Source organism: Streptomyces sp. NPDC012508 (assembly GCF_042902595.1).
Lineage (GTDB): Bacteria > Actinomycetota > Actinomycetes > Streptomycetales > Streptomycetaceae > Streptomyces.
The window spans coordinates 675,784-699,607 of sequence record NZ_JBIBEO010000005.1 but is presented as its reverse complement, the minus strand read 5'-3'; the positions used below and the strand labels follow the sequence as shown (position 1 = coordinate 699,607).

24 protein-coding genes, 1 tRNA gene and 3 pseudogenes are annotated in these 23,824 nt (G+C 68.0%); 9 read left to right on the top strand and 19 right to left on the bottom strand.

Annotated features, from left to right (window positions below):
• Nucleotides 1-82: 82 nt before the first annotated feature.
• The 6 genes and pseudogenes from ACFY8U_RS20630 to ACFY8U_RS20605 form a co-directional block, all read right to left on the bottom strand.
• Nucleotides 83-742: a DUF262 domain-containing protein gene (locus tag ACFY8U_RS20630; protein WP_389572049.1), complete on the bottom strand. Its 660-nt coding sequence runs from the start codon at nucleotides 740-742 to the stop codon at nucleotides 83-85.
• A gap of 581 nt (nucleotides 743-1,323) precedes the next feature.
• The gene (locus ACFY8U_RS20625; RefSeq protein ID WP_389572046.1) at nucleotides 1,324-1,572 is read right to left on the bottom strand and encodes a hypothetical protein; all 249 of its coding nucleotides are present in this window, start codon (nucleotides 1,570-1,572) and stop codon (nucleotides 1,324-1,326) included.
• A gap of 31 nt (nucleotides 1,573-1,603) precedes the next feature.
• A pseudogene (locus ACFY8U_RS20620) lies at nucleotides 1,604-1,792 on the bottom strand (UTRA domain-containing protein); the annotation flags it as partial.
• 71 nt (nucleotides 1,793-1,863) lie between these two features.
• Nucleotides 1,864-2,112: a hypothetical protein gene (locus tag ACFY8U_RS20615; protein WP_389572043.1), complete on the bottom strand. Its 249-nt coding sequence runs from the start codon at nucleotides 2,110-2,112 to the stop codon at nucleotides 1,864-1,866.
• A 53-nt stretch (nucleotides 2,113-2,165) separates the two neighbouring features.
• Entirely contained in the window at nucleotides 2,166-2,474 is a 309-nt protein-coding gene (locus tag ACFY8U_RS20610) for a hypothetical protein (RefSeq protein WP_389572041.1), read from the bottom strand.
• 164 nt (nucleotides 2,475-2,638) lie between these two features.
• Entirely contained in the window at nucleotides 2,639-3,259 is a 621-nt protein-coding gene (locus ACFY8U_RS20605; protein WP_389572038.1) for a hypothetical protein, read from the bottom strand.
• A gap of 338 nt (nucleotides 3,260-3,597) precedes the next feature.
• Here ACFY8U_RS20605 and ACFY8U_RS20600 point away from each other — a divergent pair, with 338 nt between their 5' ends.
• A complete protein-coding gene (locus ACFY8U_RS20600) occupies nucleotides 3,598-4,080 on the top strand; it encodes a DUF4240 domain-containing protein (RefSeq protein ID WP_389572036.1) in 483 nt (160 codons plus the stop codon).
• Here ACFY8U_RS20600 and ACFY8U_RS20595 read toward each other — a convergent pair.
• Nucleotides 4,077-4,166 (bottom strand): annotated as a pseudogene (locus tag ACFY8U_RS20595) (GntR family transcriptional regulator); the annotation flags it as partial. The gene ACFY8U_RS20600 and the pseudogene ACFY8U_RS20595 overlap by 4 nt on opposite strands.
• Here ACFY8U_RS20595 and ACFY8U_RS20590 point away from each other — a divergent pair.
• Nucleotides 4,132-4,485, top strand: a complete 354-nt coding sequence (locus ACFY8U_RS20590; protein ID WP_389572034.1) for a hypothetical protein — start codon at nucleotides 4,132-4,134, stop codon at nucleotides 4,483-4,485. The pseudogene ACFY8U_RS20595 and the gene ACFY8U_RS20590 sit on opposite strands and share 35 nt — an antisense overlap.
• Nucleotides 4,486-4,727: 242 nt before the next feature.
• Here the strand turns inward: ACFY8U_RS20590 and ACFY8U_RS20585 are convergent, their stop codons facing one another.
• Nucleotides 4,728-5,168, bottom strand: a complete 441-nt coding sequence (locus ACFY8U_RS20585) for an HNH endonuclease (protein ID WP_389572129.1) — start codon at nucleotides 5,166-5,168, stop codon at nucleotides 4,728-4,730.
• A gap of 203 nt (nucleotides 5,169-5,371) precedes the next feature.
• Here ACFY8U_RS20585 and ACFY8U_RS20580 point away from each other — a divergent pair, with 203 nt between their 5' ends.
• Both ACFY8U_RS20580 and ACFY8U_RS20575 read left to right on the top strand, forming a co-directional pair.
• Entirely contained in the window at nucleotides 5,372-6,868 is a 1,497-nt protein-coding gene (locus ACFY8U_RS20580) for an RNA-directed DNA polymerase (protein ID WP_389572031.1), read from the top strand.
• Between the two features lie 139 nt (nucleotides 6,869-7,007).
• On the top strand, nucleotides 7,008-7,367 hold the full coding sequence (locus ACFY8U_RS20575) for a hypothetical protein (protein WP_389572029.1): 360 nt from the start codon (nucleotides 7,008-7,010) through the stop codon (nucleotides 7,365-7,367).
• 743 nt (nucleotides 7,368-8,110) lie between these two features.
• Here ACFY8U_RS20575 and ACFY8U_RS20570 read toward each other — a convergent pair.
• Nucleotides 8,111-8,185: transfer RNA gene (locus ACFY8U_RS20570), tRNA-Val, on the bottom strand.
• 164 nt (nucleotides 8,186-8,349) lie between these two features.
• On the opposite strand from ACFY8U_RS20570, the gene ACFY8U_RS20565 reads away from it, so the two are divergent.
• From ACFY8U_RS20565 to ACFY8U_RS20555, 3 genes are all read left to right on the top strand, one after another.
• Nucleotides 8,350-9,117: a DUF4097 family beta strand repeat-containing protein gene (locus ACFY8U_RS20565; RefSeq protein WP_389572026.1), complete on the top strand. Its 768-nt coding sequence runs from the start codon at nucleotides 8,350-8,352 to the stop codon at nucleotides 9,115-9,117.
• Between the two features lie 116 nt (nucleotides 9,118-9,233).
• Nucleotides 9,234-10,604 (top strand): hypothetical protein, encoded by a 1,371-nt coding sequence (locus ACFY8U_RS20560; RefSeq protein ID WP_389572023.1) that lies wholly within the window; start codon nucleotides 9,234-9,236, stop codon nucleotides 10,602-10,604.
• 9 nt (nucleotides 10,605-10,613) lie between these two features.
• The gene (locus ACFY8U_RS20555; RefSeq protein WP_389572021.1) at nucleotides 10,614-10,829 is read left to right on the top strand and encodes a zinc ribbon domain-containing protein; all 216 of its coding nucleotides are present in this window, start codon (nucleotides 10,614-10,616) and stop codon (nucleotides 10,827-10,829) included.
• Nucleotides 10,830-10,913: 84 nt separating this feature from the next.
• Here ACFY8U_RS20555 and ACFY8U_RS20550 read toward each other — a convergent pair whose 3' ends face one another.
• Together ACFY8U_RS20550 and ACFY8U_RS20545 are read right to left on the bottom strand one after the other, a co-directional pair.
• Complete coding sequence (locus ACFY8U_RS20550; RefSeq protein WP_361647719.1) at nucleotides 10,914-11,561, bottom strand: response regulator transcription factor; 648 nt, start codon at nucleotides 11,559-11,561, stop codon at nucleotides 10,914-10,916.
• Nucleotides 11,552-12,817 carry a sensor histidine kinase gene (locus tag ACFY8U_RS20545; protein ID WP_389572018.1) on the bottom strand — a complete coding sequence of 422 codons (1,266 nt, stop codon included), beginning with the start codon at nucleotides 12,815-12,817 and terminating at the stop codon, nucleotides 11,552-11,554. The genes ACFY8U_RS20550 and ACFY8U_RS20545 overlap by 10 nt, the downstream gene beginning before the upstream one ends.
• Before the next feature lie 330 nt (nucleotides 12,818-13,147).
• Here ACFY8U_RS20545 and ACFY8U_RS20540 point away from each other — a divergent pair.
• Nucleotides 13,148-13,770: pseudogene (locus ACFY8U_RS20540) on the top strand (DedA family protein).
• On the opposite strand, the gene ACFY8U_RS20535 reads toward ACFY8U_RS20540, so the two are convergent.
• The 3 genes from ACFY8U_RS20535 to ACFY8U_RS20525 all read right to left on the bottom strand — a co-directional run bounded on the left by ACFY8U_RS20535 (nucleotide 13,733) and on the right by ACFY8U_RS20525 (nucleotide 18,777).
• Nucleotides 13,733-14,599, bottom strand: a complete 867-nt coding sequence (locus ACFY8U_RS20535; RefSeq protein ID WP_389572126.1) for an HAD family hydrolase — start codon at nucleotides 14,597-14,599, stop codon at nucleotides 13,733-13,735. The pseudogene ACFY8U_RS20540 and the gene ACFY8U_RS20535 overlap by 38 nt on opposite strands.
• Nucleotides 14,600-14,718: 119 nt before the next feature.
• The gene (locus ACFY8U_RS20530; protein WP_389572017.1) at nucleotides 14,719-17,502 is read right to left on the bottom strand and encodes a phosphoribosyltransferase; all 2,784 of its coding nucleotides are present in this window, start codon (nucleotides 17,500-17,502) and stop codon (nucleotides 14,719-14,721) included.
• A gap of 9 nt (nucleotides 17,503-17,511) precedes the next feature.
• Nucleotides 17,512-18,777 (bottom strand): HpcH/HpaI aldolase/citrate lyase family protein, encoded by a 1,266-nt coding sequence (locus ACFY8U_RS20525; RefSeq protein WP_389572014.1) that lies wholly within the window; start codon nucleotides 18,775-18,777, stop codon nucleotides 17,512-17,514.
• Nucleotides 18,778-18,978: 201 nt separating this feature from the next.
• Here ACFY8U_RS20525 and ACFY8U_RS20520 point away from each other — a divergent pair, with 201 nt between their 5' ends.
• On the top strand, nucleotides 18,979-19,896 hold the full coding sequence (locus tag ACFY8U_RS20520; protein ID WP_389572012.1) for a TerD family protein: 918 nt from the start codon (nucleotides 18,979-18,981) through the stop codon (nucleotides 19,894-19,896).
• 9 nt (nucleotides 19,897-19,905) lie between these two features.
• Here ACFY8U_RS20520 and ACFY8U_RS20515 read toward each other — a convergent pair whose 3' ends face one another.
• The 5 genes from ACFY8U_RS20515 to ACFY8U_RS20495 form a co-directional block, all read right to left on the bottom strand.
• Nucleotides 19,906-20,643, bottom strand: a complete 738-nt coding sequence (locus ACFY8U_RS20515) for a Tellurium resistance (protein WP_361434850.1) — start codon at nucleotides 20,641-20,643, stop codon at nucleotides 19,906-19,908.
• Between the two features lie 95 nt (nucleotides 20,644-20,738).
• Nucleotides 20,739-21,884 carry a DUF475 domain-containing protein gene (locus ACFY8U_RS20510; protein ID WP_361434851.1) on the bottom strand — a complete coding sequence of 382 codons (1,146 nt, stop codon included), beginning with the start codon at nucleotides 21,882-21,884 and terminating at the stop codon, nucleotides 20,739-20,741.
• Nucleotides 21,885-21,913: 29 nt separating this feature from the next.
• Entirely contained in the window at nucleotides 21,914-22,489 is a 576-nt protein-coding gene (locus ACFY8U_RS20505; protein ID WP_361434852.1) for a TerD family protein, read from the bottom strand.
• A gap of 97 nt (nucleotides 22,490-22,586) precedes the next feature.
• Nucleotides 22,587-23,162, bottom strand: coding sequence for a TerD family protein (locus ACFY8U_RS20500; RefSeq protein WP_073917948.1), 576 nt, complete (start codon nucleotides 23,160-23,162; stop codon nucleotides 22,587-22,589).
• 113 nt (nucleotides 23,163-23,275) lie between these two features.
• On the bottom strand, nucleotides 23,276-23,734 hold the full coding sequence (locus tag ACFY8U_RS20495) for a peroxiredoxin (protein WP_389572008.1): 459 nt from the start codon (nucleotides 23,732-23,734) through the stop codon (nucleotides 23,276-23,278).
• Nucleotides 23,735-23,824: the final 90 nt, after the last annotated feature.

The following is a 23,824-nucleotide window of genomic DNA, read 5'->3' as shown; positions in this document are numbered from 1 at the left end:
GCACCCCAGACCGTTCGTCTGGACGAAGACAGCCGACGAGATCCTCGACAAAGTCGCCGCCTACTGCCAACGAATCTCTGACTCAGGTCACTAGGTCTTCATATAGAGAAAAGAATCGGAGTGCCAATTCTTCGTAAGCCATTCGATTATTTCGGAGTCCGCCAAGGATGCGGGCAAATCGCGGCTCCTCTGCCAGGTCCTTGAGAAAGGAATTTAGAGGCCCTCGATAGATGCAGTTCCGCAGCTCTTGGGCGGCGAGCATGGCGGAACCCGTGTTCAGGCGCTCGAAGACGTCGAACTTGATGTCAGGGTGAGAATCATCAGTGATGACGATGCATCGAACGGTTCGGTTTCCGAGACGCCTTTGCTCCTTGAGCGGAAGATCTGTATAGAACATTCCCTCGAATTCACTAACGACCGACACCCCTCTGAGGGCAAACTCTCCCGTGAGGAAATCTTTGATCGTTTGGATTCGCTGCAGACCGTCGATGACTTCATAGGACCCATCTTCGTTCTCGGCGAAATAGCAGACCGGGACGGGAATATTCAGAAGGAAGCTTTCGATTAGTCGACTAGCCTTCGCCCTGTCCCAAACATACTTTCGCTGGTATTCGATGCTGAGCAGAAGGCGCTCGCGGTGGATGTCGTCCACCAACGTTGCAAGCGACAGGTCGTACGGCTGCGTGACGAGCCGGCGTTCCTCGATCGGAACCTCGAGCGGCTCAGCCTGCTCGGCTGTCACGTCTTGCTCGTCTTCGTCGAAGAGGGACTCTTGATCTCGCTTGGTAGACACCCTGCGTCTTCGCTCCCATCCGGACTCGATCGACTACTCACGGTCAACCGTAGAGCTTTGATCGTGTTGGGTCCTCGATATGAGTGATCTCCCGAAAATGACCTGAAGTCGGCGGGTCAGCGTCGTAGCCCTTCCCGGCGTCCTCTGGGTTGGTGTCGATCGCGATCAGGGGCGGAGACGAGGCGCTGGTAGATGCCTCAACGAAGCGCTCATCAGCCACAACGAGACCGGTACCGACGCGGAGCGACCGCACCCGGCCGCCGTGACCTCGCGGCAGCAGCTGCTCCCCGAATGCCCATTCCCCGATGGTGCGGTCGCCTCATGTACCCGTCACCAGTGACAGCGGGGTACGGGGGCCCCGCCCAACTGGGTCCCAGCGGAGGGCTGTCGTGCCCAAGAGGCCATCCCTCCCCCGCTGCTGGCCATTCGTGGCACCCCCTCCCGGCCGCAGTCGCCAGCGCTCCTCGCCTGGCCCTGGAACGACTCCCAGGTATGCGAAGCTGGGCAACGCTACCCCTCAACCCGAGCTGTCAGGCGTGCGGCCGGCGGCCGGGCCGGAGCGGGGCGAAGACAGGAGCGGCGGCCCAGGGCCGCGCGCGCCGCGCTGTGCGCGGCGAGTGCAGGTCCCCGTAGAGCCCAGTGATGGCGTGCAGCAGGTCGGCCAGGGCGTCCGTGCAATAGCCGATATGGGTCTCATGCTCCGAAGCGCCGTCGGCGATCCGGTATGTGACACCCCCGACGCCGACCAGTTCCCAGGTGAACTGGAGATCACCCGCCACCCTCAGCCCTCCCGAGTTGATCGCCGCCCCGTCATCGGTTGATAGGGATCTCGTAGATGATCTCGCACAGGGCGGCGGGCACGACAATGTCTGCCGTCTCGACGGGCCGCCCCTGGTCGCTGTAGTACGTCCGCCGGATGTGCGTGAGGAGCGCAGCCTTCTGGATCCCGAGAAGCGAAGCTCCCTCGGCAGTTGCCTGGCGCGGTTCAGGCTGCTCGACGAGAGCAGCTCCGGATCACATCCGGAGCTGCTCTTGCTTGAATAGTGCCCTGGCGCGGCAAAGAACGGTGGCTACTCGTACATCGTTGCCGCTTGAAGCGCTTGGGCGAAGAAGCGCCAGTCACCTTCGGCTGGCAGCTCGCGACCGGCGTTGCGGTACCAACCGTCTGCGTCGTCAATCCAGGCTGCCAAGGCCTCCAGGAACCCAGGAAGGTCTACGTTGCCCCACAGATCACCGCCGTCGACGGTGCCCCGGTGCAGGGAACGGACGAAGGATGCAAGGTCCTCTCTGCTGTCGACGTGTTCAGGTGAAGTGGTCATGCTCGGCACCCTACTTGGAACGCCACCTCCGGCGATGGGGCGACCTGAAGGTGTTACTCCTCGTCGCTCCGCTCCAGGACCAAGCCGACCGAACCGTCCTCTAGCCCGTTGCTGTCTTCGAGGTGCAGGTGCGCTCTGTCGGATACGCCGTCGCCGGCGAGCACGAGCAGGTGGCCCGCCAGAGTCCTGAGTCCCGCGGCATTCGCCTCGATGACAACCTCGCCCCCAAGGTTGCGCACCTCGATCCGTGCGTCCGCGTCCCACGTAAAGACGAGTGCGGAACTATCCATCACCGTGACGTGGGTGCTCTCGATCGAAGCATGGTGTTGTTCGGAACCCATGGAGACCATGATGCCGCCCATGGCACACGGCTCCGGAGGCCCGCCCACATGTCTCCGCTGGTCAGAGCCGTGATGGTGTCCTGACGGGAGTCATCAGTCCACAAATGGGCCGCGAGAGTCGATCAAGGGTTTGCCGCCTGCGCCTGGGCTCCGCCGCCCGAGACCAACATAGGCCGAGGAGGACATCACCCCGTGATGCCCTCCTCATGCTCCGGTCCCGTCTGCTCTTGTCCCGTACGCAGTCCATCAGCCTCCGGTGATAGTCGTGCAACTAGACGCCCCAAGCCAAAGAGCAGACCGAACCCCAGCAGGATCAGCAGCAACGCCGCACCAATTCGGTCGCCCCAAGCGACGCGCTCGTCAAGTAGGAGCCCTGGGGTGACACTGCACACAATGATCAGGACGCTGTAGAACAAAAGTCGAACGAGTGACCCAGGGGTCGCGCGCAACGGGTACAGCAGCAACAGCCTTCTGATCCGAGCCCAGAAGGGTGTGCGCCGGGGCTGCGGGATCTCATTGAGCGATGTATGGACTGTACGCAGCTGGCTGACTAAGAGGTTGGATGCCCAGAGCCTCGTACGGGCGATATCCACACCTGGAGCAACCGCCGCATGGGTGCTGAACCACTGAGACATGAATGCCAGGTAGGCCTGGGCTTCTTCCAGTTCGTGTCGGCGCCTGGCCTCGGAGCGGCGCCGCGTGCGCCACTCCTGAAACCACAAGCCAGCAGCCCCGAGGAGGGAGGCAACGACCGCCGTGAGTACCGATCCAACGATGTCGCTACCCGTGCTTGTCGCGGCAGTCATGCCCATTCCATCGCCTCGCTCAGCTGGAGCGGTCCTCACGCCCTATGAGCCGAGCATGCCGTTCCACCAAGCGCATGCGCTCAGCATGATCCGCCGTCTGGACCACGGCAGGAGCTGCAGGAGCGGCCAGAGACGAGAAATACCCCATCTTGCCTGACCGCCACCCCTGGGAGCGAACCAGTAGGTGAGGGGCACGCTGGCCTGTGCGCTCGCGCGGACTGCCGCTGCCCCAGCCAGGGCGCAGCTCGCGGATGCCGAGGGGTGCCGCACTGGACTGCCCTCATCCACCGCCGTTGATGTCAGATTTGGATGTCAGACCGCCGTGACATCCTCCGCCCATGAGAATGACTTGGGCGGACTTCTGGGCTCTGATAGCGACCTTGGACGGCGCCGCCACACAGGCGAGCTGCGAACGCCTCGCGGAGGAGCTGAGCCGCCACCCCGTGCCCGAGATCATCGGCTTCGCGGAACGTCATGCGGAGGCTCTGTACCGCTTGGACCAAGAGAAGTTCGGCACCCTGCCCGTGGTCGACCTGACGGCCCGATACGGCAGCCCCTTCCCGCAGTCGTCTGACGTGTTCCTGTACACGCGCTGCGCAGTGGTGGCTGCTGGACAGGCCGTCTGGGAGAGCGTCTTCTTCGATGTCGACAAGTTCTCCCCGTACACCGCAAGCGAGTGCGACGGCGAGTGGTTCCTGTACGTGCCGGACAAGGCGTACGAGCTCGCCACCGGCGAGGAGTGGGACCGCTCGACCCGATACTGCTTCGAGAGCTACTCGAACAGGGACGGCTGGCCGCACCTGAAGGACCGAGGCCGCTAGCGGTTGACGGGCACCTCATAGACGATCTCGCACAGGGCTGCGGGCACGACGATGTCAGCCGTCTCCACAGGCCGGCCCTCGTCGCTGCGGCTTCTCCCCTGGTCCGGCGCGGACGGCAAACCCTGCTTCCTGAGCACCGATGACAGCGGCGGGCACTTGTCCCGCCTGGCCGACAACACCGAGGCGATCCAACTCGGCCTGTCGGCCAAACTCCTGGAACACGCAACCGCGGTACTGGCCGACGAAATGGCAGCCCCGGATGAGCTGCGGCTCCTGGCGACGGACCTGACAGGGGCCCTGCGGGACACGCTCCGAGTGGCGGAAAGCCGCGGCCATCGCCTGCTGCCAAGTCCAGGCGCCACTGCCAAAGAGGGCCCGACCCTGTCGGCGGCGGCCTTCGGATGACGGGCCAAATCCCCTCCAGAACAACGAGAAGCCCCGGACTGAGTCCGGGGCTTCTACCTGCACACGGCCCCGGAGGCCCTGTGCATCTCACACGTTTCTGCAGGTCAGGAGGCCGTCCTTGTCTCTGATGCCGAGGCTTGTCCACGCATAGGCCGCGGCGCTGACGGCTCTATCGCAAACCGTTCACCGTCATGTGGGCCTCTTACGGCAAGGGTTCGGCCTTGACGAGCCTGTTGATGGCCTCACGACCACGCTCGGTCAAACGCAGTCCGACGTCCCCAATGATCCGTCGGCCACGGCGCCCCATGTTGGGGGCGGTCTACTAGCTCCGCTAGGCCATCCCGCGTCAGGTTGTCGAAAGCCCAGTCCATCCCCCGCGGGATGTCAATCTCTTGGCGGGCTGTATCACTCGCCAACCACTGCAATGCTTGCAGCTCAAGCGGGCCATAGCGTCCGGACAGTAGGCCAAGGTTCGTCTTGTACTGCTTCATCGACTTGGGATCGATTTCGCCGCGATCGAAGCGCGTATGGCAGGTCGGACATGGTGTAATCAAATTATCGAACACATGTTCCCGAACGTTTGCGTACGGCTTGATGTGGGCGAACTCCACCGGCGTTGAGCGGCACGTCGGGATCGCACACCGGTGGCCGGCCTCCACCAGCACTTGGCGCTGAAGCGCCATTGGGATCGCAGGTCTTCCTTGAGGCATGCAGTCCACCATAAGGCGCGCCTAGCGTTCACGTTATCGATCCCCGTTAGTTGCGCAATATAGTACATATGCCCCAGAAGGCGTAAATTGCGCAGCTCTCTGATGATCTGCCAACTACGCGAGATCTTGCGACACGCCGTACTATCAGGACTCCGTTAGGCAGTGGGGGGCAGCGGGTGAGCGCTTCAAGCGTAGGCAGCCAGCTAGAGTCGGCGCTGACGACAGCCAAGGACTTGCTCATCAGCAACCCTGAGTACTCAGAAATTCCTGACGTGGCCGGGTATGCCGACATTGAGGATCAATGGAATAAAGGCTATCGAGAAATGCTTCAGGTGGCCATCCTTGATGGTGATTGCACGCCTAGGCATACGGAGATAGTCGACTATCCCAAAAATGCCATAACCTTCCGCCCTCTGGCTCGCTTCTCTGCGCGGGATCGACTGATCTATGACGCTCTAGTCTATTCGGTTGGTGCAAGTATTGACGCGCAGATTCAGCGTCCTGTTTATAGCTACCGCTGGAACCATAAGGCGGGTAAACCGAGATTTTGGTTCGGGCCATGGAAGCGCATGCAGACTGAGGCTCGAAGGACACTCGGATCTGACAAGCGGCTGCGCATGGCCACGCTTGATGTCTCCTCCTTCTATGAGCATATAGATGTCGAAATCCTTGCGGATGACCTCGCGTGTGTGTCGCGGAGAGGGGGCGCCTCGAAGAATCTCAACAGATTTCTGACAAGCTTTCAGCGAATTAATCACGCCTGGGGCCTTCCGCAAGGGTCAGATGCATCCGGGGTTTTGGCTAACCTGTACTTGGCCCCCGTAGACGAGCACCTATCCAAGAACAAATTCCAGTTCCTCAGGTACTCGGATGACATCATGATCTTTCATCGGGACTGGACGGAGCTTCGAGACGTCCTGAGTGAGATCAATAAGATATTCCGGGCTCGCAGGCTCTCGATGTCCGCCCAGAAGACGGGGATCCTAGAGCCCGAGGATGCCTTTAAGCGTATACATGACGCAAGGAAGGCCTCACTCTCTGCGGCATGCGATATCGGCATACCCGGAACATTTGTGGAAGTTCGGCAGTATTTCGACGAAATCATCAAGGGCGAAATGCTGGATACCCGGTCTCTCCGTTTCGTAATTAACCGCTTAGCCAAACTCGAAGACGACTACGCTGTAAGCTGGTGCCTTGATAATCTCCCTTTCATGGCACATGTGGCCAAGGAGGTATTTTCCTATCTCCGCATCTTCACTGATCGAGTCGATGAGATCCAGCGAAAACTTGTCAATTTCATGAGGTCTGGGGCTAGTGAAAGCTACCCTTATCTCGAACAGCGAATTCTGCGCTACTTTCTAACGATGGGGCTGCAGGATGATCGCCTAAAGGAGTCGGCTTGGCAGATTTTGGAGGATCGAAACCGAGAAGATTTCCCGCGAGAGTTCGCTAGTCGCTACTTGGGTCGGGCGGCATCTGTTTCTGAGGCGCAACTTCTTCGGCATAAGTTCGAGGAGGAGCCCAGCGTTACAATGCGCAGGGCGCTTTTGATGTCCCTTTATGAGTCGAAGCATCTTTCGCAGCGCTACTTGCGCGATGTTGAAGAGTACCTCCCTCAATTGAAGTGGGTATGCAGATTTTTGAGTACGGGCCCTCGGATACCAGTCTCATAGACGGGGATTAATGGTGACACTAACGGACTCGCAGATTGAGGCTGTCAAAAGTCAGCTTGAGTTGATTCACGGAAATTGCCTTTACAGTGCTCAAGCATATTTTGAGGCTTCGAAGCGCGCCGAGCTGTGGGGGCGACTGATGATCTTCATCCCCGCCTGCCTGTCTGCGGTATCTGGCTTTATGGCTGCTTTTGGCGACAAGGCCTTCTGGGGGGGTATGGCTGCCGTCTCGGGGGCTGTAGCGGCCACGGCTTCGTTCCTTGGGGGAACGAAAAAAGCCGCCGATTTCTTGATTTCCGCCCGCGCTTACACAATCCTGCGGCACAGGGTGAAGCTCGAATTGCAGCTACTGTCGGCCGATGCGGACTACGCTGAGGTGCGTCAGTGTGTAGAGGACCTGAATCGTGAGTACACGCAGATTGTGGCTAGTGACATTCCGGTGCCAAACAGATCCTTCACCGTGGCGAGCAGGCGGATCGATGCCGGCGCTGCATCGTGAGCGGAGGATGACGGCCACGCGCGCTTCTGGTCAGCCAATGTAGGGCCGCGGCTGCAGCCTGAAGCACCTCACTCCCATCCCGTCTGCCGTCGACCCACACACCGTGGAGCAGGCGCGGTGCCGGGCGTCCGGGTGGAGCGCGCCACTGTACGAACGACCTGGACGCCCGGTGCTGTGCCTGCTCGGCTCTGCCTGGGTCGACGGCAGACGGGATGGGAGTCCCCAACCGACACATCCCACCGGCCGACACTCGCGAACGGGCCCCTCCATCCCGGAGCCTGAGCGCCCCCGCCGGAGGGATCGTCCTGAGCTCTACTCTCGTACGCCCTCGGCCACGGCGCGAGTTCGCCACCCATCAACCCCAGCCGTCAGGCGTGCGGCCGGCGGCCGGGCCGGAGCGGGGCGAAGACAGGAGCGGCGGCCCAGGGCCGCGCGCGCCGCGCTGTGCGCGGCGGGTGCCTTGATGAAGTAGAGAAACTCATACCGCACCTGCAGTCCTCCATGCCTCGAGGTGCGTCAGCGCCGGCCGCGTTGATCTATCAGCACCTGGTGAACGGTCGTGACCACGCGATCGCCGCCCACGTCGACGAGCAGATCAGGAAGGTTCGGCCGGCGGCGCCCGAAAGACGCATCTGGCACGTAACTGGCACGACGCCTCTCCCCCGCCCTCTCGGCTGAGGAACGAACGAGGCCCAGGTTCCCGGTTCAGTACCGGTGACCTGGGCCTTCGTCGTGCTTCCTGCTGGTGGGCGCGGACGGTTTCGAACCGCCGACATCTGCTTTGTAAGAGCAGCGCTCTACCCCTGAGCTACGCACCCGTGGAGTGAGGCAACAGCGTACATGGCTCATGGGTGGGTCCCGCAAACCGGTTGATCCGGGGGTTAGCCCCACCTTCCCGTGGGTGGGTCGCCGGATCGTCCCGGGTGGTGGGGGTCCGTAGCGTTGGGGGTCAGTCAGCGTGTCACCTGGGGGTTTGGTCGTCATGGTCGGTCGTCTTCGCATTCGTACGTTCCTCGTCGCCGGTGGCGTCCTCGTCGGGGGCCTCGGGCTTGTCGGGTGTGGGAGTACGGAGGTGGAGGGGGCGCCCGTGGAGAAGAAGGCCTTCGCCTTCTCCGGGGACTCGCTCGTCGTCGATGCCGACAACTCCGAGCTGGAGATCGTGCCCGCCGACATCAAGGACGTGCGGGTCCAGCGGCAGGTCGACGGGTGGGTGTTCATGGGGAGCGGGCCCGAGCCTGTCTGGGGGCTCGAGGACGGGCGGCTCACCCTGCGCGTGAAGTGCGAGGCCGTCGCCAGCAACTGTGACTCCGTCCACCGGATCCAGGTGCCCCGTGGCGTCGCCGTCACCGTGGAGGACGACAACGGGAAGGTGACCGCCGAGGGGTTCGACACCGACCTGAAGATCCGGTCCGACAACGGCGCCGTCGTCGTCCGGGGCTCCTCCGGGGCCCTCGATCTGACCAGCAACAACGGGGAGGTCGTCGTCGAGGGAGACACCCGCTCCGAGCGGGTCGTCGCGCGGTCCGACAACGGGGCCGTACGGATCGCGCTGAGCGCCGTCCCCGGGCATGTGGAGGCCGTCAGCAACAACGGGGAGGTCGACATCGCGCTGCCCGACGCCACGTACGACGTCGACGGGCGCAGCGACAACGGCGAGGTCCGGATCGACGTGCCCACCCGGAAGGGCAGCGCCCATGTCGTGACCGCCCACAGCGACAACGGGGAAGTCGTCGTCCGCAGCGCGAACTGACGGGCCCGTGTGTTCGTCCTTACCTGGTGGGACAATGAACCGGACCGGGCAGGGCGGACACAGCACGGGAGAGGGACGTGGCGGCGACTCACGCGAGGGGTACGTCTACGAGCGCCGTGACGGGGGCGGAAACGGGAACAGGGACCCCGGAAGAAGGCGCGCGCGGGGGCTCGCTCCGGCTCGGCGTCCTGATTCCGCTGCTCGCCGTCGCCCTCCTTCCCGCCGCCTTCGCCGGCGGCGGGAACCGGCGCTGGTTCGGCGGCCGCGGCGAGAGTCAGCGGGCCGAGGCGCAGGCCGCCAAGGACGACGCGGCCGCCGCGTTCTACGAGCTGGACACCGCCCAACGCGATCTGCGGATCTCCATCGAGACGATCACCGCGGTGGACGACTCCCCCGGCGCCCGCCGCGCCATCGACGGCTTCGCCGCCCTCGGGCAGCGGATCGACGAGGTCAGCCACGCCTACATCACCGCCGTCGACGCGCACGACCTCGACCGGGACGAGCTGGACGCGGCCACCGCGCAGCGGGCCCGCACCGAGCTGACCAGGGCCAAGGACGAGCTCGTACGGGTCAAGGCGGAGCTGGACCGCTTCGCGCAGGGGCTGGGGCCGCTCCTCGACACGGCCGAGACCCAGCTCGCCCGGCTCGCCCCCGCCATCGAGCGGGCGCGACAGGCGCTCCGGAACGCGAGCACCGCTCTCGACACGGCCCGCGGCGCCGGACTTCGCGCCGACGATCTCGCCGCCCGGCTCGCCGCCCTCGGCCCCGACCTCACCCGGCTCAACGAAGGCGCCGGCCGCCACGGCGTCGCCGACACCCTCCAGCGCGCCGACAAGGTCCTGCGCGACGCCGAGGCCGTCCGCACCGAGGCCGAGCGCCTCCCCGAGCGGGCCGCCGAGACCGACAAGCGCCTCGTCTCCCTCCGTACCCGCGCCGAGGCGCTCACCACCCGCACCGGCACCGTCGAGCCGGTCCTGTCCGAACTCCGCCGCCGCTTCACCGCCGCCTGCTGGCAGGACCTCCAGCACGTCCCCTCCCAGGCCGCCGACAACGTTCGCAAGGCCGAGGAGAAGCTGACGGAGGCTGCCAAGGCCCGCGACGAACAGCGCTGGCCCGACGCCACCAGCCTCCTCGCCACCGCACGGGCCCTGCTCAACGCCACCGACGAGGCCGTCTCCGCCGCCGGCGACCGGCTCCGCCGCCTCGACGCCGTCGCCAAGGACCCGCAGCACGAGATCGACCGCGCCCGCTTCACCATCCGGGACGCCCAGCGCCTCGCCATGGCCGGGCGCAACACCCCCGACCCGCGCCACGCCCGCCCCCTCGACGACGCCGTGGGGCGGCTCGACCGGGCGATCGGCACGCTGGAGGGCCGCCACCCCGACTACTGGCACTTCCTGACCGAACTGGAAGGCGTACGCGCGACTGCTTCCCGAGTCGTCGAGCAGATCCGGGAGGAGCGGGGCGCCGGGCACCACTCCGGCTAGCCTGTCCGTATGCCTCGATACGAGTACCGCTGCCGCACGTGTGGCGACACCTTCGAACTCAGCCGTCCCATGGCCGAGTCCTCCGCCCCCGCCGCCTGCCCCGCCGGGCACGACGACACCGTGAAGCTGCTGTCGGCCGTTGCCGTGGGCGGATCGGCGGCACCTGCTCCATCCGGTGGTGGCGGTGGTGGCGGCGGCTGCTGCGGTGGTGGCTGCTGCGGCTGACCGGCCGCCCCTCAGGCCCGTTCCTCAGGCCCGTTCCTGGAGGCCGTTCCTGGAGCCCGCTCCCGGGAGCCTCGAGCCCGTCCGTCAGCTGCCCAGGTAGCGGAGCACCGCGAGGACCCTTCGGCTGTAGCCCTCGCCCCGCCCCGTCAGCTCGAGCTTGTCGAAGAGCGCGTTGATGTGTTTCTCCACCGCGCTCTGCGACACGTGCAGCTGCCTGGCGATCGCCGCGTTCGTGTGCCCCTGCGCCATCGCCGCGAGCACCTCGCTCTCCCGGGGCGTCAGCCGCGCCAGCGGATCGGTGTGGGTGGTACGGACGAGCAGACGGCGGACGACCTCCGGGTCGAACGCCGTCCGCCCGTCCCCCACCCGTTCCAGCGCGTCCAGGAACTCGTCGACCTGCGCCACCCGGTCCTTCAGCAGATAGCCCACGGCTCCCGACTCACCGGTCAGCAACTCGGTGGCGTACCGCCCCTCCACGTACTGCGAGAGCACCAGCACCCCGACGTCCGGCCACTCCCGGCGGATCTCGAGTGCCGCCCGCAGCCCTTCGTCCGTGTGCGTCGGCGGCATCCGTACGTCGGCCACGACCACGTCCGGCGGGTCCGCCCGTACCGCCGCGAGCAGTTCGACCGCGTTGCCGACCGCCGCCGTCACCTCGTGGCCCTCCTCGGCCAGCAGCCGTACGAGCCCTTCCCGTAGCAGCGTCGAGTCCTCCGCCAGGATCACGCGCACGGCAGGACCGCCCGTACGACCGTCGGCCCGCCCGCCGGGCTGTCCACCGCGAACCGCCCGTCCAGCGCTGCCGCCCGGCTCGCGAGTCCGCTCAGACCGCTGCCGGACGCGTCCGCGCCACCCGCCCCGTCGTCCGTCACCCGCACGCTCAACTGCTCACCATCCAGGGTTACTTGTATGTCGATACGGGTCGCGCCCGCGTGCTTGACCACATTGGTGACCGCTTCCGATACGAGGAAGTACGCCACCGTCTCCACCGCCCTCGGAAGCGGCCCCTCCACGGCGTACCCGAGCCCCACGGGCAGCGTGCTCCGTTCCGCGACCGTCTCCAGGGCCGCGCGGAGACCGCCCTCGTCGAGGACGGCCGGGTACACCCGCCAGGCCACCTCCCGCAGTTCGGCCAGCGCGCGCCGGCTCTCCTCGTGGGCCTGGAGCAGCAGGGCGTCGGCGCCCTCCGGGTCGCGGGCACGGATCCGGCGCGCCCGGCCGAGCAGCATGCCGAGGCCGACGAGCCGCTGCTGGACACCGTCGTGGAGGTCGCGCTCGATCCGGCGCCGCTCGTCGTGGACGACGTCCATCACCTCGGCGCGGCTGGTCGCCAGCTCGGCGATCCTGGCCTCCAGGGCGTCGGCGTGGCTGGGCCCGGAGCGTCGGGCGAGTCCGTCCTCCAGGGCGACGACGCCGAGGGCCCCCTGGGCGGAGAGGAAGACCAGGAAGAAGCCGCCGAGACTGCTCAGGCTGACGAGCCAGGGATGGTCGATGTCGGTGATCAGCCAGCCGACGAAGACGAAGGCCGCGAGAGCGAGGCCGTACGCGGCGCAGCCGAGGAGGACCCCGCCGAGCACCCCGAGCGGCCAGCGGGCTGCGAGGTAGCGCAGGGCGGCGCCGTCGTGGACCCCGGGGAGGCGGACGCCCAGGAAGCGGTCGAGGCGGGCCCGCTCCAGGCGGGTGAGGGCGTGTGCGGCCGCGTTCAGGGGGCGCAGGACGGCTCCGCGGCCGCGGGGCGAGGCGAGTACGGGCAGCAGCGCGAGTCCGCCGACGACGGTGCCGAGGAGCTCCGGGACCGCCGTCCCGGCCCCGAGCGCGAGGCCGAGGGCCAGGCGCGTCCAACGCGCGAGGTACCGGAGGAGCGGCCGCCCGGACCGGCCGACCCCCGGATCGGACGAACGTACGACCGACCACCCCGACCCCCGCGCCGCCGGCCGCCCCTCCGACCACTCGGACCGGCGTCCCGCCGAAGACGAGCCCGCCGGCATCAGGACCGGGGGCGAGGTCGGGGCCGGAGGCGAGCTCGGGGTAGGGCCCGAAGGCGGCCCCTCAGTCGGCCCCGCAGACGGGCCCGGAGGCGAGGTCGGGGTCAGGCCCGGAGGCGGCCCCGCAGTCGGCCCCGTACTCGGGCCCGAAGTCGGCCCCGAAGTCGGCCGTTCCGCGCGGCCGGCCTGCCGACTGTCGTCGTCCCGGGCTGAGTTCGTCATGATCCGTCACGCTAGCCGGACCGCGCCCCCACCCGCACTGCGGAAAACCGCACCCCTCCTCTGCGGGCTCCATCAGTCCCCGCCCCGCGCCCGCTTCCTAGCGTGGACGTCATGGAAGCCTGGATCAACAGCCTCATGGACACCCTCGGCGCCCCCGGTGCCGGGCTCGCCGTCGCCCTGGAGAACCTCTTCCCGCCCATCCCCAGCGAGGTCATCCTGCCGCTGGCCGGATTCGCCTCCGCGACCGGGCGGATGGATCTGTTCGCCGCCCTCCTCTGGACCACCGCCGGCTCGGTGGCCGGCGCGTGGGCCCTCTACGGCGTCGGGTCGGCGCGCTGCTCGGCCGGGAACGTACCGTCGCCGTCGCCGCCCGGCTGCCCCTGCTGAAGGTCTCCGACATCGAGCGGACGGAGGCGTGGTTCGCCCGGCACGGTACGACGGCGGTCTTCTTCGGCCGGATGGTGCCGATCTTCCGCAGCCTCATCTCCGTCCCTGCGGGCGTCGAACGCATGCCGCTGCCCGTCTTCCTCCTCCTGACGACGCTCGGCAGCGCGATCTGGAACACCGCCTTCGTGCTCGCCGGTTACGCGCTCGGTGACAACTGGGAGGCGGTCACCGGCTATGTGTCGGTCTACTCGAAGGCGGTGCTCGCGGTCGCCGCAGCGGCCGTCCTGGGCTTCGTCGGGACGCGGTTGCTCAGGCCGGGTCGGGGAGCGCGGCGGGGGACCCGTTGAGGAGCTGCGCCGGGATGGCGGCGGACGACCGGTGGTCGGCCACGGCCGCCCGGAAGCGGCGGAGGATCTCCTCCCCGGCCGCCACGCCCCGCTCCGCGAGGACGTCGAGGTGTGCGGCGGTCCAGGCGGTGTCCGCCAGTTCGCCGTGGCCGGGGCGCCAGGCGCGGTCGGCGGCCAGCAGGAGGTCCGCGTCGAGCAGCGAGTCCCCCGCGGCCAGGACGAGGTCCGCGCCGCAGCGGCGGGCCACCTCCCGCATCGCCGCGCTCTTGGTGAGCGGCTTCGGTACGGCGTACACCTTGCGGCCCTGGAGCGAGACCGTCCAGCCGCGGTCCGCCGCCCACTCGCCGAACCGCTTCAGCCAGTCCTCCGGCATCCGCTCCCGCTCCACGACGAGATACGCGAACAGATCCTCGGCGACCCGGTGCTTACGCACCCAGGACAGGTCGGTGGTGGCGGTGAAGTACGCGCGGATCTCGGCGAGCGGCGCGCACTCATCGGCGAGCCTGCGCAGCACGGACTCGTGCCAGTCGCGGTCGGCGGCGCCGTCGACGAGGATGTGCCCGCCGTTGGCGCAGATCGCGTACTTCGGTGCGGTGCCGGGGAGTTGGATGCGCTGGTACTGCTTGCGCGTACGTGTCGTGGTGGGTACGAAGACCGCTTCGGAGCCCAGCCGTTCGAGCAGCGCGGCCGCGTCCTCGGTCATGTAGGACAGCGGCTTGGACTCGTGCACCTCCACGCTGAGCAGCCGGGGCGCCTGGGCGTCGGGCATGCCGAGCGCGAGGGCCGCGGAGGAGTAGATCAGCGTACGGTCGAGGTCGCTGGCGACCATCACGGAGCCGCTGCCCGAGGGTGCCGAAGCGATCGACGTCACCGAAGTGGCCGAAAGCGCCGCAGCAGGCGAAGTGGCCGAAGCCGTCGTGCTCACCGAATTCACCGGAGTCACCGAAGTCACTGGGAGACCACCGCCTTTCCGTCGGCGCCCGTGGCGCCTCTCGTGAACTGAGGGTGGATCAACCCCACACAGGTGTACGGGAGTCCGTCGACCTCCTCGACGGGAACCCCGCGCTGCTCGGCGAGGAGGCGTACGTGGGCGAGGTCGGCGCCCGCGTCTCGCTGGGCGAGGATCTTCCAGGGGACGCGGCGCAGCAGGACCCGGGTGGTCTCGCCGACACCGGGCTTGACCAGGTTGACGTCATGGATGCCGTACTCCTCGCTGATCCGCTCGACGGCCGCCCAGCCCTCCCAGGTGGGCGTGCGGTCGGCGGCGAGCAGCTCCTTCACTCCCGTCGCGACGTCCTCGGCCACTTCGTCGAAGCGGGCGGCGACGGCGTCGAGGAAGGCGTTCGAGACGTCGGCGCCGGCCAGCTCGCGGTAGAACTTGCCGCCGTGGAAGTCGTCCGGGCCGACGAGGTCGGCGCGCAGGACCGTACGCGATATCAGGCCGGAGACGGTCGAGTTGAGGCAGGCGGAGGGGATGAGGAAGTCCTCGCGGGTGCCGTACGTACGCACGCAGGAGCCGGGGTCGGCGAGGACCGCGATCTCCGGGTCGAAACCGGTGATCCCCTCGGCTCGCTCGAACTCCATGATGGCATCGGCCAGTTCGCGGGTGATGGCGCCCTTGCCGGTCCAGCCGTCGACGAAGACGATGTCGGCCGGGTCGTGGTGGGCGGCGAGCCAGCGCAGCGCGTTGGCGTCGATGCCGCGGCCACGGACGATCGAGACGGCGTAGTGGGACAGTTCGAGGCCGTGGCGGGCCTGGGCCCAGCGGCGCATGAGAACGCCGACGGGGGTGCCTGCCCGGGCGAGGGAGACGAGCACGGGCGTGCCGGCCTTCTCGGCGAGGACGGTCTCGGTGACGGTGCCGACGGCGCGGGCGATCCGGGCGGCCGAGGTCTCCAGGGCGGCGTGGAAGAGCTCCTGGTACTGGGTGCTCGGCTGGTACTCGACCGGCAGCGACTCCGCGTAGTGGGCGCCGCCGCTCTGGATCGCCTCCTCGCGCTCCTCGGTCGGCGCCTCCAGTTCGACGTCCGAGAGGTCCTGGAGCAGCCAGCCGACCTCCTCGGGGGCGTACGAGGAGAAGGCGGGGCCGCGGAGGGGCTCGGGCAGCATGGAGCTCCTTTCGGGAGCTTGGGTGGCTTCAGGAGCGTGGATGGCGCGAGTGCTTGAGGGAGCGGAAGTGGCTCGGAGCTCGTGGCTCGCCTCGGGAGCGGAGGTGGCCCGGGTGACATCGCGAGCGTGGACAGCGCGCGTGGCCTCGCGCGCCTGGGTGCTGTGGGTGGCTTCGGGAGCGGAGGTGGCCCGGGTGACATCGCGAGCGTGGACAGCGCGCGTGGCCTCGCGCGCCTGGGTGCCGCGCGTGGCCTCGCGCGCCTGGGTGTCGCGCGCGGCCTCGGCGCCTAGGGGGGCTTCGGCTTCCGCGGCGGCCTCCAGGGCCTGGGAGGCCGCGACGGTCCGCTTCGCCCCGCACTCCGGCACGTACGACGGGACCACCGCGAGCACCACGTGCGGGATGTGGGCCGCGAGCTGGGCCAGCAGGCCGTCCGGGGCGTGCAGCTCCGGTGTGTCGGCGACGGAGTCGACGACGGCCACGACCGCGTCGAAGCCGGCGCCGGCGACGTTGTAGGCGTACCGCTCGCCGGGGCCGTCGGCGGGCTCGTCGTGGGCGGGGAAGACGAGCCGGGTGCGTATGGCGTATCCGGGGTCGTCGACCGCGAGGACCGGGGAGCGGGTGGTCGTGGAGTACGAGACGTCCCGGCCGGCGCGCTCCAGGGCGACGGCGAGGCGCAGCGGCGCGTACATCAGCTCCTCGAAGCCGAGGACGAGTATGCGGCGCGCCCCGCCCAGAGCGGCGCCGAGACGCTGGGTCATGGCCGGGAGGGCGTCGTTCAGGGCGGCCGCGTGGGGCGCTGCGAAGCCGTGGCGGCCGCCGTCCGGTATCGAGGTCGGCCAGCCGAGTTCGACGCGTACAGGGGCCGTCAGGGGCGTCCTGGGCGGCGGAACGGACCCGTCCGGGGCATCCGGCGCGGTCTCGTGGGCGGCGACCAGCGCCTGGCCCTTCTCCAGGACCCCGTCCGGCAGTCGTACGGTGCCGGCCGCGCCGGTCACCAGGTCGACGCGGGCGCCGATCTCCCGGGCGAAGGCCTCCAGCCGGCCGAGGTCCTCGGCCGAGCGCATGTCGACCAGGGCCACGACCACGTACCGCTCGCGCGGGAAGCGTTCGTGCAGGTCGCGGATGGTGTTGAGGACGGTGTTGCCGGTGGAGAACTCGTCGTCGACGAGGACGAGCGGTCCGTCGCCCGCCAGCAGCTTCGGATCCTCGGGGAGCAGGAGGTGCGAGGTGGCGTGGGAGTGGGACTCCTCGAAGCCGCCGGCGCTCACCACCCCGTCGACGGGCCGGCGGGTGGAGTGCAGGTAGGGCGCGAAGCCCAGGCCGTCGGCCACCGAGTGGCCGAGGCCGGTGGCCGTCTCCGCGTAGCCGACGACCACGCTGCGGGCGGCCTCGTCCGGGCCGAGCAGGTCACGCACCCGCAGGCCGAGCGAGAACCCGGAGCCGTAGACGACGCCAGGCCGCTGCGGGACGTGCTTGCCGAGCACGTTGGAGACCAGCAGATGCGCGCGCTTCGGGTTGCGGCGCAGTGCGAGGCCCAACAGGCCCGGGAGCTCCTCGCCGCCGATCAGTTCGACGCCCAGTCGCTCCGCGACCCACGTTCCCGACCACACCACGTCGTCCATCACCTTCCGTCAGCCGGCCAGTCCGGCGGTGAGCAGATCCACGAAGCCGACGTCCTCCTTGGCGACGCCGAAGACCTCGGCGCGCAGGAGGGTCCGTTCGGCCCACGCGCGATGCGGCTTCACCTCGTTCATCTTGTTCGTGTACGCGGAACGCATCACTCCGCCCCCGCCGCGCTCGGGTTGCAGGATGTCCTGCGCGTCGCTGAACTCCTCGTGGCTGACCACGGAGAGCGCGTGCACGGGCACCACGTGTGTGGGGTGGATACAGGTCTTGCCGAGCAGGCCGTTGGCCCGGTCGAGTTCGATCTCGCGCAGCAGCCCGTCGAGGTCGCGCTCGATGAGGGCGGTGCGCAGGTCCTCGGCGCTGCCCTCCAGGAAGGGGCTGCGGCGCAGCTGGGGCTTGAACATGCGCTCACCGAGCCGGAAGTACTCCCAGACGGGTCCGGTGATGGTGAAGCCGGTGCCGTCGGAGCGGCCGAGGACGTTGACGACGTCGGCGATCACGTGGGCGACGAGCTGGACGTCGTACGCCGTCATGTCGGGCGAGCGGCGCAGTCCGTACGCGGAGCAGAAGTCGGTGACGCCCAGGCGCAGCGCGAGGACCCGCTCCCGGTACTTGTCCACGGTCGCGGCGATCCCGGCGAGGGTCTCGGCGCGGGTCTCCAGGTGCAGCAGCTCGGGAGACTCCAGGACGGGCATGGCGAAGAGTCGCCGTCCGCACGCCTTCTCGGCGGCGGTGAGGGCCTCCAGGAAGGCGCGTCCGCGGGTCTCGGTGAACTTCGGCAGGACGAATCCGGACAGCAGGCGGACGTCGTCGCCGAGGCGTGCGACCAGATCGGTGATCTGGTGGGGTTCACGGACCCGGATGAAGAGCAGGGGCACGTCCTGGAGGGCTGGTCCGTCCGTCGCGGCGGCGCCGTCGGCCTGGGAGCCGGCGGCGTCGGAGCCCGTCGCGGGGTCCGTCGCGAGGCCCGTGGCGGGGTCCGACGCGAGGCCCCGCGCGAGGTCGGCGAACTGGTTCACGAGGTTGGTCTCGGCGGCCTCCACGTCGGCGTCGGCGATGGAGTCCTCCAGGCAGAGCACCATGGAGACGACCCCGCGTGCGGCCTGTTTGCGCACGTCGTCGGCGAGCCGCGGCCGGGTGGCGGGGCTGTAGAGGGTGGCCCCCAGGGCCACGGCGAGCGTGCTCGCAGGGGAGTCGGCCGTGAACTCGGCCGGCTCCTGGTGGAACAGCCCGGCCCGCGTGGCGGACGGGATGTGCCCGAAATGACGCAATGTAACTCCCCCGACTGCCTCTGTGGCCGTGACGACATGTGGCCGGTAATAGTACGTAGGTACGGGTGTACTCAGTTCCCTTCGAGTATGAAATCCAGGTAACTCGTCCGCATCCGGCGCATGCCGCGCACTTCGCCGAATGCCGGGACGCGCGGATCGGTACGGCCCCCGCGTTGTCCGGCGGTCGGCCGGGAAGGCAGGATGACGGTCATGACGCACGCGATGCTGAAGGGCTCCAACGTCCCTCTCGACACCGCGGCCGTACGGGCCGTGCTCCGCTGGACCCCGGGCCCCGGGGTCCCCGACGTCGACGCCTCCGCGCTGCTGCTGGGCGCCGACGGGCGTGTGCGTTCCGACGAGGACTTCGTGTTCTACAACCAGCCGCGCCACCCCTCCGGCCTGGTGCGCCGCCTGCCCAAGAAGCGGGTGGCCGAGGGGCTGACCGACACGGTCGAGGCCGATCTCGGCGGGCTCGACCCGACGGTCGACCAGGTCGTGATCGCGGCCTCCTCGGACGGCGACACCTTCCGTTCCGTCTCCGACCTGCGGATCCTGCTGTACGACGCGGGTTCGCCGGACCGGGAGCCGCTGGCCCTCTTCGACGTGAAGGCGGAGACGGGCGAGGAGACGGCGATCATCTGCGGCGAGCTGTACCGGCGCGGGGACGGCTGGAAGTTCCGCGCGGTGGGGCAGGGCTACCCGACCGGCCTCGTCGGGCTCGCCACCGACTTCGGGATCTCGGTCGACGAGGCCTCCGAGGGTGCCGACGGCTCCGAGGCCGCCGGTGGCCCGGGGAGCTCCGGCGGTCCCGGCTCCGGCACGCGGGACGCCGGCTCGGCCCCGGCCGGGGCCCCCGTCCAGGAACACGATCCGGCCACGCGGACGGCTCCGCCCGGCGCGCCCGGCACGGATCTCGACGCGACCGTCGTCCATCCGCCCGTGGCCGTGCCGCCCCAGCCGACCAGTCCGCCCGCGCCCGTACCGGCCTACGGCTACCCGCAGCCGGTCGCGTCCGACCGGCCGGCGTACGGCTATCCCCAGCCCGCCGCGGCCGCCGCGGCCGCCCCGGACCCGAACTTCCGGATGCCCCCGATGGGCCCGCAGTTCGTCCGCCAGTAAGCGCATCGGCTACGCCTTGGTCTTGTAGCCGCGCCCCCACTGCAGGCCCCATCCGTACAGCCGGTCCAGCTCCGCCTGGAAGCCGTACACGAACTTCACCTCGCGGCGGACGATCAGCTCGTCCTTGACCTTCTCGACGGTGAAGACCGCGCAGGAGCGGGCCTGCGGGGCGCGCTCGTCCAGTTCGATCTCGATCCGCGGTCCGTTGCTGGGGTAGAGCGTCACCTTGGCGTGCGTCCGGTCGAAGGCCGGGGTCTGGTCGTAGATGTAGACGAAGAACAGCAGGCGCTTGATCTCGTCCCGGTGGTCGAGGTTGACGAAGATCGTCTCGCCGGACGAACCGCCGAACCGGTCGTCGCCGCTCAGGTTGACGTACGGCGCCGCGTTCAGGGACCCGAAGAAGCCGCCGAGCGGCTGCACCACGCCCTTGCTGCCGTCCGCGAGCTCGTACATGCAGCCGAGGTCCAGGTCGACGTTGACCATGCTCTGGGTATGCGCCTGGACGACCTCGGGCTTGAAGAGCTTCGAGGGATGGCGGAGCAGTTGGCCGCTCTGGCGTGAGCGGCCCTCGATGTCGGAGGTGCGCATCCGCCAGGAGAGGTTGACGCGCAGATTGCCGGTGGCGGCGCCCTGTTTGGTCAGGGAGACCGCCGGGCGCCGTTTGGTGAGGTCGATGGTGTTGCTGGAGGCGCTGCCCGAATCGAACTGCGCGGCCCTCCCCGGAAACAGGCCGTCGAAGAAGCCCATGTGCCCCACCCCCCAGTCGAAACCCGGTCAGACGCCGCGGGGCGGCCGGGTGCACCGGCCGCCCCGCAGTGAAGCGTTCCTCGTTGCCGGGGGTGTCACACCCCGGACGACACCTCGGTCTTGCCCGAGGAGTCAGCTTTTCCCTCGGCCGCCGCCAGGGCCCTGTTGCGCCGGACGGAGGACCAGAAGGACCAGCCGATCAGGGCGACACCGATGAGGCCGGTGACGACCTCGGGGATCTGGTAGCGGATGGAGATCATGAGGATCACGGCGAGCGCGCCGATGGCGTAGTGGGCGCCGTGCTCCAGGTAGACGTAGTCGTCGAGGGTGCCCTGGCGGACCAGGTAGACCGTCAGCGAACGGACGTACATCGCGCCGACGCCGAGGCCGAGCGCCATCAGAACGATGTCGTTGGTGATGGCGAAGGCGCCGATGACACCGTCGAAGGAGAACGACGCGTCGAGGACCTCGAGGTACAGGAACATGAAGAACGCGGCCTTGCCGGCGAGCTTCACCGCCGAGACCGGCTTGCCGGCGCGCTTGGCCTCTTCCTCGGCCTCGTGCTCGCGCTCCTCGTCCTCCTCCAGCTTGTTCTCGAAGTAGCCGGAGAGGCCGCCGACGACGAGGTACGTGATGAGACCGAAGACGCCCGAGAGCAGGACGGTCGACGCCTTGTCGACGTGGGTTCCACCGTGCTGGTGGGCCTGGGTCGCGAAGGTCATGGCGCTGATCGCCAGGACGATCAGGGCGATGCAGACCGACAGCATGTCGACCTTGCCGAGCTTGGCGAGCGGCCGCTCCACCCAGCCGAGCCACTTGATGTCGCGGTCCTCGAAGATGAAGTCGAGGAAGATCATCAGCAGGAACATACCGCCGAACGCGGCGATCGACGGGTGAGCGTCGGTCACGAGCTGCTCGTAGCGCTCGGCGTCGTTCAGTGCGAGGTCGACCGCCTCGATCGGACCGATCTTGGCGCTGATCGCGACGATGACGACGGGGAAGACCAGGCGCATGCCGAAGACGGCGATCAGGATGCCGATGGTGAGGAAGATCTTCTGCCAGAAGGCGTTCATCTTCTTCAGGATTCCGGCGTTGACCACCGCATTGTCGAAGGACAGCGAGATCTCGAGGATGCACAGGATCGCGACGATCCCGAACGCTTCCCACCCCCCGTAGAGCACCGCTGCGACCAGTCCGAGCGCCGTGATGGCGAACGACCAGCCGAAGGTTTTCAGTACCACTGTCTACCCCATCGTGTAATTACGCGGCTTTACGAAACGTTGACCCCGAAGTCTAGAGCGATGCCCCGGAGTCCGGACGCGTACCCCTGCCCCACCGCCCGGAACTTCCATTCACCCCCGTACCGGTACAGCTCACCGAAGATCATCGCGGTCTCGGTGGAAGCGTCCTCGGAGAGGTCGTAACGGGCCAACTCCTGGCCGTCCGCCTGGTTCACGACGCGGATGAAGGCGTTGCTGACCTGGCCGAAGGTCTGGCCGCGATTGTCGGCCTCGTGGATCGAGACCGGGAAGACGATCTTGTCGCAGTGGGCGGGGACCTTGATGAGGTCCACGATCAGCGACTCGTCGTCGCCGTCACCCTCGCCGGTGAGGTTGTCGCCGGTGTGCTCGACGGAGCCTTCGGGGCTCGTGAGGTTGTTGTAGAAGACGAAGTACTCGTCGCCGAGCACTCGTCCCGACTGGCACAGCAGGGCGCTGGCGTCGAGGTCGAAGGGCGCTCCGGTGGTGGAGCGCGCGTCCCAGCCGAGGCCGACCAGCACCTGGGTGAGGTTGGGTGCGGCCTTGGAGAGGGAGACGTTGCCTCCCTTGGCGAGCGTGACGCCCATGTGTGTTTCCTCCCCGGTGAAACTGCGATGGTCGTGCTGATGAGGCACGTCCGGCGCCGCACGGAGCGTGCGACGCCGGACGGATCGGACTGTCGGATCAGACGTTGACGCCGAAGTCCTGAGCGATGCCGCGCAGGCCCGAGGCGTACCCCTGGCCGACCGCGCGGAACTTCCACTCGTCGCCGTTGCGGTACAGCTCGCCGAAGACCATGGCCGTCTCGGTCGAGGCGTCCTCGGAGAGGTCGTACCGGGCGATCTCGGCACCGCCGGCCTGGTTCACGACGCGGATGAACGCGTTGCGCACCTGGCCAAAGGACTGCTGGCGGTTCTCGGCGTCGTAGATCGACACCGGGAAGACGATCTTGGCGACATCGGCGGGCACCGTGGCCAGGCTGACCTTGACCTGCTCGTCGTCACCCTCGCCCTCGCCGGTGAGGTTGTCACCGGTGTGCTCGACCGAGCCGTCGGCGCTCTTCAGGTTGTTGAAGAACACGAAGTCCTGGTCGTTGCGGACCTTGCCCTCCGGACTGACCAGAATGGCGCTGGCGTCGAGGTCGAAGTCCGTCCCGGTGGTGGTGCGGACATCCCAGCCCAGACCGACGGTGACGGCGGTCAGGCCAGGGGCCTCCTTGGTCAGCGAGACGTTGCCGCCCTTGCTGAGGCTGACTCCCACGAGTCCCTCCATGTGGTTTCCAGGGGCAGCGCCCCCGTCGTGCGTTGGCATCGGATCAACGAGTGGATCCTAGTGAGGGGTTCCCGGCCTGGACAGACGATTAGCCCCGATGCTCAGAGAGTGTCGAGCGCCTTGAGGTAGTCGTTGAGGTCGCGGGCGTCCGGAAGGGCGTTGACGACGGTCCAGCGGACGACGCCCTCCTTGTCGATGATGAACGTGCCGCGCACCGCGCAGCCCTTGTCCTCGTCGAATACTCCGTACGCGCGGGAGGCCTCGCCGTGCTTCCAGAAGTCGGAGAGGAGCGGGTACTCCAGGCCCTCCTGGTCGGCGAAGACGCGCAGGGTGTGGATCGAGTCGTTGGAGACGGCGAGCAGCTGGGTGTCGTCGTTGACGAACTTCGGCAGGTTGTCGCGCAGCTCGCACAGCTCGCCGGTGCAGACCCCGGTGAAGGCGAAGGGGTAGAAGAGCAGGACCACGTTCTTCACGCCCCGGTAGTCGGCGAGCCTCACGGTGCGGCCGTGGTTGTCCTTGAGCTCGAACTCCGGCGCCTTCGTGCCGACCTCGATCGCCATGGCGTACGTGTCCCTTCACTGGACCGAACAGGTGAAGGCCCAGCTTAGAACCCCGCCGAAGACCCACGGCCCCCACCACTCACAGCGGCG